This is a genomic window from Streptomyces sp. JHA26 (assembly GCF_002005565.1).
GTDB lineage: Bacteria > Actinomycetota > Actinomycetes > Streptomycetales > Streptomycetaceae > Streptomyces.
Genome location: NZ_BDJC01000017.1, coordinates 14,714 through 27,441 on the forward strand (window position 1 = coordinate 14,714; position 12,728 = coordinate 27,441).

A 12,728-nucleotide genomic window follows, 5' to 3' on the forward strand; every position below is an offset into this window, starting at 1 on the left:
TCTTGAGCCCATGCCTGAAAGCCGTACCGTCGCACTCGTCACCCTTGGCTGCGCCCGTAACGAGGTGGACTCGGAGGAGCTCGCAGGCCGTCTGGAGGCGGACGGCTGGAAGCTCGTCGAGAACGCCGAGGAAGCGGACGTCGCCGTCGTGAACACGTGCGGCTTCGTCGAGGCCGCCAAGAAGGACTCCGTCGACGCCCTCCTGGAGGCCAACGACCTCAAGGGCCACGGCAGGACGCAGGCCGTGGTGGCCGTGGGCTGCATGGCCGAGCGGTACGGCAAGGAGCTGGCCGAGGCCCTGCCCGAAGCCGACGGCGTCCTCGGCTTCGACGACTACGCCGACATCTCCGACCGGCTGCAGACCATCCTCAGCGGCGGTGTCCACGCCGCGCACACCCCGCGCGACCGGCGCAAGCTGCTGCCCATCAGCCCCGCCGAGCGCCAGGAGGCCGGCGCCGCCGTCGCCCTGCCCGGGCACGGCCCGGCCGACCTCCCGGAGGGCGTCGCCCCCGCCTCCGGGCCCCGCGCGCCCCTGCGCCGCCGCCTGGACGGCTCCCCGGTCGCCTCGGTGAAGCTGGCCTCCGGCTGCGACCGGCGCTGCTCCTTCTGCGCCATCCCGTCCTTCCGCGGCTCCTTCATCTCGCGCCGCCCGAGCGACGTGCTGAACGAAGCGCGGTGGCTGGCCGAGCAGGGCGTCAAGGAGATCATGCTGGTCTCCGAGAACAACACCTCCTACGGCAAGGACCTCGGTGACATCCGCCTGCTGGAGTCCCTGCTGCCCGAGCTCGCCGAGGTCGACGGCCTCGAGCGGGTGCGCGTCAGCTACCTCCAGCCGGCCGAGATGCGCCCCGGCCTGATCGACGTGCTGACCTCGACGCCGAAGGTCATGCCCTACTTCGACCTGTCCTTCCAGCACTCCGCGCCGAACGTGCTGCGGGCGATGCGCCGCTTCGGCGACACCGACCGCTTCCTCGAGCTCCTGGACACCATCCGGAGCAAGGCCCCCGAGGCGGGCGTGCGGTCCAACTTCATCGTCGGCTTCCCCGGCGAGTCCGAGGCCGACCTCGCCGAGCTGGAGCGGTTCCTGAACCACGCCCGGCTGGACGCCATCGGCGTCTTCGGCTACTCCGACGAGGAGGGCACCGAGGCGGCGACGTACGAGAACAAGGTCGACGAGGACGTCGTCGCCGAGCGGCTGGCACGGGTGTCCCGGCTGGCCGAGGAACTCGTCTCGCAGCGGGCCGAGGAGCGGGTGGGCTCGACCGTGCGGGTACTCGTGGAGTCCGTGGACGAGGACGGCGTGTACGGGCGCGCGGCCCACCAGGCGCCGGAGACGGACGGCCAGGTGCTGCTCACGGGCGGCGAAGGTCTGAGTGCCGGTCGTATGGTCGACGCGAAGGTGGTCGGTACGGAGGGTGTCGACCTGGTGGCCGAACCGCTGCCGGGCTCGCCCGCGTGGAGTGAGGAGGCGGCCGGATGACCGGAGTCCCGGCGTCCGCGGCGGGCGGCTCCTCCAGCGCGCGCAGGACCGGCCCGCGCGGCGCCTCGGGCGCGGCGCAGGAACCGACCGAGCGCAAGACGTCGGGGGGCGCCGTGGAACGGGGTGCGACCGAGGGCGGTGCCGGCGGGCGCGGCGGCAAGATCGCGGCCGCAGCCGTCAACCAGGCGAGCGTCTGGAACGTCGCCAATCTGCTGACGATGTTCCGGCTGGTCCTCGTGCCGGTCTTCGTGGTGCTGATGCTCGGCAACGGCGGGTACGACCCGGCCTGGCGCTCCTTCGCCTGGGCGGCCTTCGCCGTCGCCATGTTCACCGACATCTTCGACGGCCATCTGGCCCGCACCTACAACCTCGTCACGGACTTCGGGAAGATCGCCGACCCCATCGCCGACAAGGCGATCATGGGAGCGGCGCTGATCTGCCTCTCCGCGCTGGGCGACCTGCCGTGGTGGGTCACGGCCGTCATCCTGGGCAGGGAACTCGGGATCACCCTGCTGCGTTTCCTGGTCATTCGGTACGGCGTCATCCCCGCGAGCCGCGGCGGCAAGCTGAAGACCCTCACCCAGGGCGTGGCCGTCGGCATGTACGTCCTGGCCCTGACGGGGCCCCTGGCCACCCTGCGGTTCTGGGTGATGGCGGCGGCGGTCGTCCTGACCGTGGTGACCGGACTGGACTATGTGAAGCAGGCCATTGTCCTGCGCCGGCGGGGAATCGCCGAGCGCAAGGCGGCGTTGAAGGGGACAGAAGGGTGAGTTCCACGGCTGCCGACGTGGTGCGACTACTCACGGTGAAGGGCGAGACCCTCGCGATCGCCGAGTCGCTGACCGGTGGTCTGGTGGCGGCCGGGATCACGGAGGTCCCGGGCGCGTCGAAGGTCTTCCGGGGCTCGGTGACCGCCTACGCCACGGAACTGAAGCGTGATCTGCTCGGCGTCGACGCCGAACTGCTGACGGCTCGAGGCGCGGTGGACCCGCAGGTCGCGGCGGAGATGGCGGCCGGCGTGCGCAAGGCGCTGGGAGCCGACTGGGGCATCGCGACGACGGGTGTCGCGGGCCCCGATCCACAGGACGGGCAGCCGGTCGGGACGGTCTACGTGGCTGTGCACGGACCTTCCGCACCACGGGACGGTTCCGCCCCTGGCGGAAAAGTGGAGGCGCTGCGGTTGAACGGCGACCGCGCGGAAATTCGTATGGAGAGTGTACGGAGCGTGCTGGCACTCCTTCTGAGGGAGCTTGCGGGCGAACAGACCGGGAACGAGCGGGCACAGGATACGGAACGGAACGGGGGGTTTTGATGTTTGCAGCCCTGAGTGAACACGACATCGCTCCCCGCACGGCCGCGGCGCGAGGCGGTACGGTGGGGCGAGAAGGATGCGGCTACGCGGTCCGAGGAGGGAGCCACCGATGATTCTGCTCCGTCGCCTGCTGGGTGACGTGCTGCGTCGGCAGCGCCAGCGCCAGGGCCGTACTCTGCGCGAAGTCTCCTCGTCCGCCCGAGTCTCACTCGGCTATCTCTCCGAGGTGGAGCGGGGGCAGAAGGAGGCGTCCTCCGAGCTGCTGTCCGCCATCTGCGACGCGCTGGACGTACGGATGTCCGAACTCATGCGGGAAGTGAGCGACGAACTCGCCCTCGCGGAGCTGGCCCAGTCCGCCGCGGCCACGTCGAGCGAGTCCGTGCCCGCGCCGGTTCGTCCGATGCTGGGTTCGGTGTCGGTGGCCGGTGTGCCACCGGACCGGGTGACCATCAAGGCGCCTGCGGAAGCGGTGGACGTCGTCGCCGCCTGAGTGTCCGCGCGTCGGCGTCCGAGGCCCCGGCCAGGGCCTCTCCGGGAGACCGGAGGGGTGCGGTCGGGGTTTTTGCGTGCCCGGGCGGGTGTCGGCCGGCGTTCCGTTCGCCCGTTTGCCGGTTCGTGACGCCGCGGTCATCGTGGAAGGACATGGACGGGGGAGAACCGACGGAGGTGCGGATGTACGTCGTCAAAAGCCCTTTGTCCGACGCGAACCTCAAGATCGTTTCCGAGGCGCTGCAAGGCGCTCTCGTCGACCTGGTGGACCTGGCCCTGGTCGCGAAGCAGATCCACTGGAACGTCGTCGGGCCGCGTTTCCGCTCCGTGCACCTCCAGCTGGACGAGGTCGTCGGTACCGCGCGCACGCACTCCGACACCGTGGCCGAGCGTGCCTCGGCGCTCGGTGTGTCACCGGACGGGCGGGCCGCGACGGTGGCCGTCGGCAGCGGTATCGACGTGACCCCCGAGGGCTGGGTGGACGACACCACCGCGGTGGGGACGATCGTGGACGCGCTGGGCGCGGTGATCACCCGGATGCGGGAACGGATCACCGCGACCGGGGAGCCGGACCCCGTGAGCCAGGACATCTTCATCCAGATCACCGCCGACCTCGAGAAGCAGCATTGGATGTTCCAAGCCGAAAACGGATGACACCGGCGACCGTGCGCCGGGCGGCCGCTCTGGGGCTCGGCGCGCTGTGGTGCTGGGCGGCGCTGCGTCTGGTGATGGTGCCCGGCGCCGGTGCGGTCGAGGGGGCGGTCGTGGCCGGCGGATGGGGGCTGAGCGTGCTGCCGGTTCACTGCGTGCCCCGGAGCCGGGCCGCGGGAGGTGTCGGGGCGAGGTGGTGTCGCCGGGCCCTGCGGGCGTTGCCGGGGCCCCGGCCTTCTCGCGGCCCGGGCGGGGCGTGCGAAGCGGGCCGTCGGGCGCTGACGAGCGACAACACCGACGGGTCCGACACGGCGGGGCGGAGCGCGTGACCCACCTGCTCGCCCGGGGCACCGGCGCCGGTGGGCGTCCTTCCGGCGGAAGGACGGGACCGACGGCCGTCACCGGCCCGGAAGGGGGCCCGCTCCCCGGCGCCGCCTGGCACCGGTGAAGCCGCCTGGTCGCGGGGCGGGGCCCGCCTGACAGGTCGGACACCAGTACGTGGGGCGCTCGCGGGAGCCGTCGCCCTGGTCGGCGAGACGGACGGACGTGCCGCAGCGCAGGCACGGGCGGGGCGCGCGGCCGTAGACGAACAGGTTCTGTCCGCGCAGGCCCGTCGTGCGGCGGACCGGACGGTCGCGGTTGGCCTCCAGGAGCCTCTTGGCGAGCACGGGCAGTCTCACGGCCCTCTCGGCGGGCAATTCGCCCACCGGGAGCCACGGGGTGACGCCGAGCAGGAAGCACAGCTCGCACTTGTAGACGTTGCCGATCCCGGCGAGATTGCACTGGTCGAGCAGGGCCTCGCCGAGGGGGCGGGCCGGATCCTCACGGAGGTTGGCCAGGGCCTGCTCGGGGTCCCAGTCCGGGCCCAGCAGGTCCGGGCCGAGATGGCCGACGGCGCGCTGCTCGTCGGCGGTGCGCAGGACCTCCAGCACCGGCAGGCGGTATCCGACGGCCGTGTGGTCGGCGGTGGCGAGGACGACGCGGATCTGGTGGGCCGGGCCGCCGCTCCAGCGCTGACCGGCGGCGAACACCTTCCAGGCCCCGTCCATCCTCAGGTGCGAGTGCACCGTCAGGCCGCCCTCGACGCGGGTGAGCAGGTGTTTGCCGCGCGGAGTGACGTCCAGGACGGTACGGCCGGTGAGGTCGACCGTCGCGTACCGGGGCACGCGGAAGTCGCTGCGGGTCAGAGTCCTGCCCGCCAGTGCACCGTGCAGCCTCCGCGCGACCTGCCAGACCGTGTCTCCCTCGGGCATGGGTCAAGGGTGACAGGCTCACGCCCGGATGCGCAGGCCGCGCGGGGTGGCGATGAAGCCCGCCTCCTCCAGGAGGGCGCCGAAGGGCGACGTCAGGGCCGCGGCGCCGTTGACGCGTTCCACCGTGACCGTACCGAGGGAACCCGCGCGGGCGGCAGCGGCGAGGGCCTCCGTGGCGGCGCGCAGGGCGGGGTCCTCGCCCGGTGGACCGTCCGGGTCGGAGGGCCACAGCAGCAGGGTCTTGCCGCCGCGCTCCATGTACAGCACCGGATCGCCCTCCACCAGCACCACCAGGGAACCCGCCTTGCGGCCCGGCTTGTGCGTGGCACCGGCCGGGGGATCGGGCCAGCCCAGGGCCGCGCCGTAGGCGTTCGCCGGATCGGCGGCGGCCAGGACGACGGCCCGGGAAACGGGGGCGGACCGGGCGCCGCGGCCGGGGAAACCGGCGTCGTACGAGCCGCGGGGTGAGCCGTGGCCGCCCCGGGAGGACGGGGGAGGCTGGACGGGTGCGAAGACGCCGGCGGAACCGTCCGGGACGTCGGCGTCCTGGTGACCGCCGGCCGTGAAGTCGTCGAAGGGGGAGAGGGCACGGGCCCAGTCGTCCGGCGCGGAGCCGTCGGGTGAGGTGCGCCCCCCGGGGCCGCCGTCGCCGAGGTCCGTCCGGCCGGGAGGACCGTCGCCGCGCTCGCGGGCGTTGGCGACCGCGCGCAACCGGTCCACCGCCCCCTCCATGGCGAACTGTGCCGCGCCGAGCCCCTCCACGACATAGCCGCGCCGGGCCTGACCGCTCTCCTCGAAAGCGGCCAGGATGCGGTACACCGCCGAGAAGCCGCCCTCGACGCCCTCGGCGGCGACGGCGCCGCGGGTCACCACGCCGTGCCGGTCCAGCAGCGTACGGGCCAGGGCGTGGGCGCGCACCGTGGTGTCCGCCTCGCGGGCCGGGAGCAGCGACCACCGGCCCGCGACCGTCGGCGGGCCCGTGCGGGACGTGGTGCGGGAGGCAGCTGTCAGCGAGCCGTAGCGTCCCCGCGGCACCGTGCGTCTGGCACGGTGAGCGGTGGCGCCCGCGGTACGGCCCGAGCCCAGCAGGGCGCGCAGGGGCGCCAGCGTGTCGTTCGTCAGCCGTCCGGACCAGGCCAGGTCCCACAGGGCGTCGGCCAGTTGGGGGTCCGTGACGTCCGGGTGCGTGGTGGCGCGGACCTGGTCGGCGATCTGCCGGAAGAACAGGCCGTAACCGCCGGAGAGGCTGTCCAGGACGGACTGGTGGAGAGCGGTCGTCTCCAGGGGGTGCGCGGGCGGCAGGAGCAGCGGGGCCGCGTCCGCCAGGTAGAGCGAGACCCAGCCGTCCTTGCCGGGCAGGGAGCCCGCACCCGCCCACACCACCTCGCCGGTGGCCGTGAGCTCGTCCAGCATCGCCGGCGTGTAGTCCGCCACCCGGGACGGCAGGACGAGCTTCTCCAGCGCGGACGCGGGCACGGTCGCGCCCTGCAGCTGCTCGACGGCCCGCACCAGCCCGTCGACGCCGCGCAGCGCGTGCCCCTTGCCGATGTGCTGCCACTGGGGCAGGAACTGGCCGAGCGCGGCCGGCGGCACCGGTTCCAGTTCGTGCCGCAGCGCGGCCAGGGAACGGCGGCGCAAGCGACGCAGTACCGTCGCGTCGCACCACTCCTGACCGATCCCGGCCGGATGGAACTCGCCCTGCACGACCCGGCCGGCCGCCGCCAGCCGCTGCAGGGCGCCCTCGGTCACCGCGACGCCCAGACCGAAGCGGGCTGCGGCGGTGGTCGACGTGAACGGCCCGTGGGTGCGGGCGTGGCGGGCGAGCAGGTCGCCGAGCGGGTCCTTGACCGGTTCGGTGAAGGCCTCGGGCACGCCCACGGGCAGCGCCGTGCCCAACGCGTCGCGCAGTCGGCCCGCGTCCTCGATCGCCGCCCAGTGGTCGGTGCCGGCGATGCGCACCCTGATCGCGCGGCGGGCGGCGGCCAGCTCCGGCGCCCACTGCGGCTCCGCGCCGCGCTCGGCCAGCTCGGCGTCCGTGAGCGGTCCGAGCACGCGCAGCAGGTCGGCGACGCCCTCGGGATCCTTGACGCGCCGGTCCTCCGTGAGCCACCGCAGCTCGCGCTCCAGCTCGGTCAGCACGTCCGCGTCGAGCAGCTCGCGCAGCTCCGCCTGGCCGAGCAGCTCGGCCAGCAGCCGCGAGTCCAGCGACAGGGCGGCGGCCCGGCGCTCGGCGAGCGGCGAGTCGCCCTCGTACAGGAACTGGGCGACGTATCCGAACAGCAGGGAGCGCGCGAACGGGGACGGCTCCGGGGTGGTGACCTCGACCAGGCGCACCTTGCGGGACTCCACGTCGCCCATCAGCTCGACCAGGCCGGGCACGTCGAAGACGTCCTGGAGGCACTCGCGGACCGCCTCCAGGACGATCGGGAACGAGCCGTACTCGCTCGCCACCTCGAGCAACTGCGCGGCGCGCTGGCGCTGCTGCCACAGGGGGGTGCGCTTGCCCGGACTGCGGCGCGGCAGCAGCAGCGCGCGGGCGGCGCACTCCCGGAAACGGGACGCGAACAGGGCCGACCCGCCCACCTGGTCGGTGACGATCCGGTCGACGTCGCCCTTGTCGAAGACGACGTCGGCCGCGCCGACGGGCGCCTGCTCGGCGTCGTACTGCGGACCGGGCCTCGACGGCTCCTGGTCGAGCAGGTCCAGGCCCATCAGATCGGCGTCCGGCAGGCGCAGCACGATGCCGTCGTCGGCGTGCATGACCTGGGCGTCCATGCCGTACCGCTCGGACAGGCGGGCGCCGAGCGCGAGCGCCCAGGGGGCGTGCACCTGGGCACCGAAGGGCGAGTGGACCACGACGCGCCAGTCGCCCAGCTCGTCCCGGAAGCGCTCCACGACGATGGTGCGGTCGTCGGGCACGTGGCCGCAGGCCTCCCGCTGCTCGTCGAGGTACGCCAGCACGTTGTCCGCCGCCCAGGCGTCCAGGCCCGCGGTGATCAGGCGCAGCCGGGCGTCCTCCTTGCCGAGGGCACCGACCTCGCGCAGGAAGGCGCCCAGCGCGCGGCCCAGTTCCAGCGGGCGGCCCAGCTGGTCGCCCTTCCAGAACGGCAGCCGGCCCGGCACGCCCGGGGCGGGGGAGACCAGCACCCGGTCGCGCGTGATGTCCTCGATGCGCCAGGAGCTCGTACCGAGCGTGAAGACGTCCCCGACCCGGGACTCGTACACCATCTCCTCGTCGAGCTCGCCGACCCGGCCGCCGCCCTTCTTCGGATCGGCGCCGGCGAGGAAGACGCCGAAGAGCCCGCGGTCGGGGATCGTCCCCCCGGAGGTGACGGCGAGGCGCTGGGCGCCCGGCCGGCCGGTGACGGTCCCCGCGACCCGGTCCCACACCACGCGCGGACGCAGCTCGGCGAAGGCATCGGACGGATAACGGCCCGCGAGCATGTCCAGGACGGCCGTGAAGGCCGACTCGGGCAGGGAGGCGAAGGGAGCGGCACGGCGGACGGTGGCGAGCAGGTCCTCGACCCGCCAGGTGTCCAGCGCGGTCATCGCGACCAGCTGCTGGGCCAGCACGTCCAGCGGATTGGCGGGGATCCTCAGGGCCTCGATGGCACCACTGCGCATCCGCTCGGTGACCACGGCGGCCTGCACCAGGTCACCGCGGTACTTGGGGAAGACCACGCCCGTGGAGACCGCGCCGACCTGGTGGCCCGCGCGGCCGACGCGCTGGAGGCCGGAGGCGACGGAGGGCGGTGACTCCACCTGGACCACGAGGTCGACGGCGCCCATGTCGATGCCCAGCTCCAGGCTGGAAGTGGCGACCACGGCGGGCAGCCGGCCCGCCTTGAGGTCCTCCTCGACCAGGGCGCGCTGTTCCTTGGAGACCGAGCCGTGGTGGGCGCGGGCGATCACGGGCGGGGCGCCCTGGGCCGTTCCCGAGCCGCCCATGAGCTCGGCGGGGGAGTGGTGCTCGTCCAGGGGCTCACCGGTCGCCCGCTCGTACGCGATCTCGTTGAGCCTGTTGCACAGGCGCTCGGCCAGGCGGCGGGAGTTGGCGAAGACGATGGTGGAGCGGTGCGACTGGACGAGGTCGGTGATCCGCTCCTCGACGTGCGGCCAGATCGACGGGCGTTCGGCGCCCTCGTCGCCGTCGGCGGCCGGGGAGCCGCCGAGCTCCCCCAGGTCCTCGACCGGGACGACGACGGAGAGGTCGAACTCCTTGCCCGAGTCCGGCTGGACGATCTCCACCTTGCCGCGGGGGGCGAGGAAGCGGGCGACCTCGTCCACCGGGCGGACCGTCGCCGACAGACCGATCCGGCGGGCCGGCTTCGGCAGCAGCTCGTCCAGCCGCTCCAGGGTGAGCGCGAGATGGGCGCCGCGCTTGGTGCCCGCCACCGCGTGCACCTCGTCCAGGATCACCGTCTCCACACCGGTCAGCGCGTCGCGCGTGGCCGACGTCAGCATCAGGAACAGGGACTCCGGGGTCGTGATCAGGATGTCCGGCGGGCGGGTGGCCAGGGCCCGGCGCTCGGCGGCCGGGGTGTCGCCCGAGCGGATGCCGACCGTCACCTCCGGCTCGGGCAGACCGAGCCGGACGGCCTCCTGGCGGATGCCGGTCAGCGGGCTGCGCAGGTTCCGCTCGACGTCGACGGCCAGGGCCTTGAGCGGGGAGACGTAGAGCACCCGGCAGCGCTTCTTCGGATCGGCCGGCGGAGGTGTGGAGGCCAGCTGGTCCAGGGCGGCGAGGAAGGCGGCCAGCGTCTTGCCGGACCCGGTGGGCGCGACCACCAGCACGTCCGAGCCCTCCGAGATGGCCCGCCACGCGCCCGTCTGGGCCGCGGTGGGCGCGGAGAAGGCCCCCGTGAACCAGCCGCGGGTCGCGGGGGAGAAGCCGTCCAGGGCTCGGTGTGCGGAGCTGACCATGGATCCATCGTGCACCCGAGCACTGACAACCGGCTCGAACTGGGCGAACGGCCGCCCGGCGGGGCACGGCGGTGACGCCGGGCGACCCGGGTGCCGGAGAATGGACCCATGGCGGGATCGGGTGAGCGGGCGCGGCACTGGCAGTACGCCGAACTGCCCGGCGTCGACCTGCTGCGCGCCCGGTACATACGGAAGACCTTCGTGAGGCACACGCACGAGCACTTCGTCATCGCCGCCATCGCCGACGGCGTCGAGGTCTTCCACCACGGCGGCGGCGACCAGTACGCCGGCGCCGGATCGCTCGCGCTGATCAACCCCGACACCCCGCACACGGGACGGGCCGGCGTGCCGGAGGGCTGGCGGTACGGAGCGGTCTACCCGGCACCCGAGCTGGTGTCCGCGATCGCGGCGGAGACGACCACCCTGCGCGGCACGCCGGGGTTCGTCCGGCCGGTGTTCGACGACCCGTACGCCGCCGAGCTGGTCCACCGGGTGCTGCGGGCCGCCGACGAGGGCAACGCGCTCGCCGCCGACACGCTGCTGCGGGTGGCCGTGACCCGGCTGTTGCGACTGAACGGCGGCCCGCTGCCACGGCGGCAGGTGCGCACGGCCGGGGCCCGGGTCGCGGCACGCGCGCGTGCCGTGCTGGAGGAGCGGATGGCCGACCCGCCCCGTCTGGAGACGCTCGCCGCGGAGCTCGGGAGCAGCCCCTTCGCGTTGCTGCGCGCCTTCCGGGACGCGTACGGCATGCCGCCCCACACGTGGCTGACCGACGCCCGGGTGCGCCGGGCGCGGCGGATGCTGGACGCCGGGGCGGCACCGGCCGAGGCCGCCGTCGCCGTGGGCTTCACCGACCAGCCGCACCTGAACCGGCACTTCGCACGGATCGTGGGCGTACCGCCCGGCGCCTACCAGCGGGAGCGCAAGAACGTACAAGACGCGCGGCGGGGGCTGCTCCTACCGTCCGAGGCGTGACAGAACAGACAGTCGTTCCCGCCGCGGGCGTCGCCGGGGGCAAGCCGGACGCCGCCGTCGTACGGGACGCCCTCGGGGTAGGAGTCGCCGTCGGGTTGTCCGGGTTCGCCTTCGGGGTGACCTCGGCGGGCAGTGGACTCACCTTGCTGCAGACGTGCGCGCTCAGCCTCCTGGTCTTCACGGGGGCGTCCCAGTTCGCGCTCGTGGGAGCGCTCGCGGCCGGCGGCAACCCGCTCACGGCCGCGGCGGGGGCCTTCTTCCTGGGCGTGCGCAACGCCTTCTACGGACTGCGGTTGTCGCAGTTGCTGGCCCTCCCGCGCGCGGTGCGGCCGTTCGCCGCGCAGTGGGTCATCGACGAGACGACGGCCGTGGCACTCGCGCAGCCGACGCGACGCGGCGTCCGGATCGGGTTCACCGTCACCGGCCTCACCCTGTACGCGCTGTGGAACCTCACCACCCTGCTCGGCGCGCTGGGCGCGGAGGCCATCGGGGACACCGACGCCTGGGGTCTCGACGCGGCGGGACCCGCGGTCTTCCTGGCGCTGCTCGCGCCCATGCTGAAGACCACCACCGAGCGCGCGGTCGCCGCGGCGGCCGTCCTGCTGGGGCTCGGTCTGCTGCCCGTGCTGCCCGCCGGTGTGCCCGTCCTGGTGGCGGCGCTGGCGGCGCCGGCCGTCCTGTGGGCGGAGGGGCGCCGCAGGGGCGGCGCACAGGAGGGTGCCCAGGATGTCGCACCGAGCCCGGTGCAGGGCTCCGGGCGGGAGGGGGAGCGGTGAACGTCTGGATCGCGATCGGCGTGACCGCACTCGGCTGCTACGCCGTCAAACTCATCGGGCTGCTCGTGCCCGCGGGCGTCCTGGAGCGGCCGTTGGTCAGGCGTCTCGCCGCCCTGCTGCCCGTCGCCCTCCTCGCGGCGCTCACCGCCCAGCAGACCTTCGCGGACGGGCGGGCGCTCGTGCTGGACGCACGGGCCGCGGGAGTCGCCGCGGCCGCCGTCGCCCTGGTGCTGCGGGCGCCGTTCCTCCTGGTCGTCGCGGCGGCCGTCGTGGTCACCGCGGGTGTGCGGGCCATGGGCGGATGAGGGCGGGCGGTCCGGTCGGCCGGCGGGGCGGTCGGCCGGCGGGGCGGCCGCGGGCCCGGAGCGTACGCGGGGCGTCGAGCGTCACCAGGGGCGTGCCTCCAGCGCGGGGCGGGTGCCCAGTGGTACCGGCGGACGGGCCATCCGCCGTCCTCGTCCTGTTCCGCCGCGAGGAAGTCGAGGGAGCGGGCCGTCTCGTCGTCCGTGAACCACACGCGCGCGCGAGCGGAGTGCGGGCCGGGGCGTAGGGGGAGTGGGGGAGCTCCGTTCCCGGCCGTGTGTCAGACCGTGGGGCGGAAAGCGGTCCCAGGACGCGGCCCCGGCTCGGGGCCCACCCTCAGGGGCGGGATACTGGGGTCATGCGGTTGACGGTCTTCTGGGAGCGGATGACGGAGCACTTCGGTCCGGGGTACGCCGACACCTTCGCGCGCGATCACGTGATGACGGAGCTCGGTGGTCGTACGGTGCACGAGGCGCTGGACGCCGGCTGGGACGCCAAGGACGTGTGGCGGGTGGTCTGCACCGTCATGAGCGTGCCACAGGAACGGCGCTGACCGGTCACGAAGA

12 protein-coding genes are annotated in these 12,728 nt (G+C 73.9%); 10 read left to right on the forward strand and 2 right to left on the reverse strand.

Translation table 11 applies throughout. The annotated features are described in order from the left end of the window. Positions 1–10 precede the first annotated feature (10 nt). From rimO to JHAT_RS35250, 6 genes are all read left to right on the forward strand, one after another. Positions 11–1,480: a 30S ribosomal protein S12 methylthiotransferase RimO gene (gene rimO / locus JHAT_RS13220; RefSeq protein WP_077798327.1), complete on the forward strand. Its 1,470-nt coding sequence runs from the start codon at positions 11–13 to the stop codon at positions 1,478–1,480. Continuing rightward, on the forward strand, positions 1,477–2,250 hold the full coding sequence (pgsA, locus tag JHAT_RS13225) for a CDP-diacylglycerol--glycerol-3-phosphate 3-phosphatidyltransferase (RefSeq protein WP_077798328.1): 774 nt from the start codon (positions 1,477–1,479) through the stop codon (positions 2,248–2,250). Before rimO ends, pgsA begins: the two co-directional genes overlap by 4 nt. After that, on the forward strand, positions 2,247–2,792 hold the full coding sequence (locus JHAT_RS13230) for a CinA family protein (RefSeq protein WP_077798329.1): 546 nt from the start codon (positions 2,247–2,249) through the stop codon (positions 2,790–2,792). Before pgsA ends, JHAT_RS13230 begins: the two co-directional genes overlap by 4 nt. 109 nt (positions 2,793–2,901) lie before the next feature. Beyond that, positions 2,902–3,282, forward strand: coding sequence for a helix-turn-helix domain-containing protein (locus tag JHAT_RS13235; RefSeq protein ID WP_077798330.1), 381 nt, complete (start codon positions 2,902–2,904; stop codon positions 3,280–3,282). Positions 3,283–3,464: 182 nt separating this feature from the next. Then, positions 3,465–3,935 carry a Dps family protein gene (locus JHAT_RS13240; protein ID WP_077798400.1) on the forward strand — a complete coding sequence of 157 codons (471 nt, stop codon included), beginning with the start codon at positions 3,465–3,467 and terminating at the stop codon, positions 3,933–3,935. Continuing rightward, complete coding sequence (locus JHAT_RS35250) at positions 3,932–4,261, forward strand: hypothetical protein (RefSeq protein ID WP_077798331.1); 330 nt, start codon at positions 3,932–3,934, stop codon at positions 4,259–4,261. The genes JHAT_RS13240 and JHAT_RS35250 overlap by 4 nt, the downstream gene beginning before the upstream one ends. A 69-nt stretch (positions 4,262–4,330) precedes the next feature. On the opposite strand, the gene JHAT_RS13250 is transcribed toward JHAT_RS35250, so the two are convergent. Together JHAT_RS13250 and JHAT_RS13255 are read right to left on the reverse strand one after the other, a co-directional pair. Beyond that, a complete protein-coding gene (locus tag JHAT_RS13250; RefSeq protein WP_077798332.1) occupies positions 4,331–5,185 on the reverse strand; it encodes an Fpg/Nei family DNA glycosylase in 855 nt (284 codons plus the stop codon). A gap of 18 nt (positions 5,186–5,203) precedes the next feature. Next, positions 5,204–10,108: an ATP-dependent helicase gene (locus JHAT_RS13255; RefSeq protein WP_077798333.1), complete on the reverse strand. Its 4,905-nt coding sequence runs from the start codon at positions 10,106–10,108 to the stop codon at positions 5,204–5,206. A gap of 108 nt (positions 10,109–10,216) precedes the next feature. On the opposite strand from JHAT_RS13255, the gene JHAT_RS13260 reads away from it, so the two are divergent. From JHAT_RS13260 to JHAT_RS13280, 4 genes are all read left to right on the forward strand, one after another. After that, entirely contained in the window at positions 10,217–11,083 is an 867-nt protein-coding gene (locus tag JHAT_RS13260) for an AraC family transcriptional regulator (protein WP_077798334.1), read from the forward strand. Beyond that, complete coding sequence (locus tag JHAT_RS13265) at positions 11,080–11,859, forward strand: AzlC family ABC transporter permease (protein WP_077798335.1); 780 nt, start codon at positions 11,080–11,082, stop codon at positions 11,857–11,859. The genes JHAT_RS13260 and JHAT_RS13265 overlap by 4 nt, the downstream gene beginning before the upstream one ends. Further along, complete coding sequence (locus JHAT_RS13270; protein ID WP_077798336.1) at positions 11,856–12,164, forward strand: AzlD domain-containing protein; 309 nt, start codon at positions 11,856–11,858, stop codon at positions 12,162–12,164. Before JHAT_RS13265 ends, JHAT_RS13270 begins: the two co-directional genes overlap by 4 nt. Before the next feature lie 356 nt (positions 12,165–12,520). Further along, positions 12,521–12,715: a DUF3046 domain-containing protein gene (locus JHAT_RS13280; RefSeq protein WP_077798337.1), complete on the forward strand. Its 195-nt coding sequence runs from the start codon at positions 12,521–12,523 to the stop codon at positions 12,713–12,715. The last annotated feature ends 13 nt before the right edge of the window (positions 12,716–12,728 follow it).

Bases quoted from the DNA above. Each gene is read 5' to 3' on its own strand.
- rimO (WP_077798327.1), top strand. From the start codon at position 11: ATGCCTGAAAGCCGTACCGTCGCACTCGTCACCCTTGGCTGCGCCCGT.
- pgsA (WP_077798328.1), top strand. From the start codon at position 1,477: ATGACCGGAGTCCCGGCGTCCGCGGCGGGCGGCTCCTCCAGCGCGCGC.
- JHAT_RS13235 (WP_077798330.1), top strand. From the start codon at position 2,902: ATGATTCTGCTCCGTCGCCTGCTGGGTGACGTGCTGCGTCGGCAGCGC.
- JHAT_RS13240 (WP_077798400.1), top strand. From the start codon at position 3,465: ATGTACGTCGTCAAAAGCCCTTTGTCCGACGCGAACCTCAAGATCGTT.
- JHAT_RS35250 (WP_077798331.1), top strand. From the start codon at position 3,932: ATGACACCGGCGACCGTGCGCCGGGCGGCCGCTCTGGGGCTCGGCGCG.
- JHAT_RS13250 (WP_077798332.1), bottom strand. From the start codon at position 5,185: ATGCCCGAGGGAGACACGGTCTGGCAGGTCGCGCGGAGGCTGCACGGT.
- JHAT_RS13255 (WP_077798333.1), bottom strand. From the start codon at position 10,108: ATGGTCAGCTCCGCACACCGAGCCCTGGACGGCTTCTCCCCCGCGACC.
- JHAT_RS13260 (WP_077798334.1), top strand. From the start codon at position 10,217: ATGGCGGGATCGGGTGAGCGGGCGCGGCACTGGCAGTACGCCGAACTG.
- JHAT_RS13280 (WP_077798337.1), top strand. From the start codon at position 12,521: ATGCGGTTGACGGTCTTCTGGGAGCGGATGACGGAGCACTTCGGTCCG.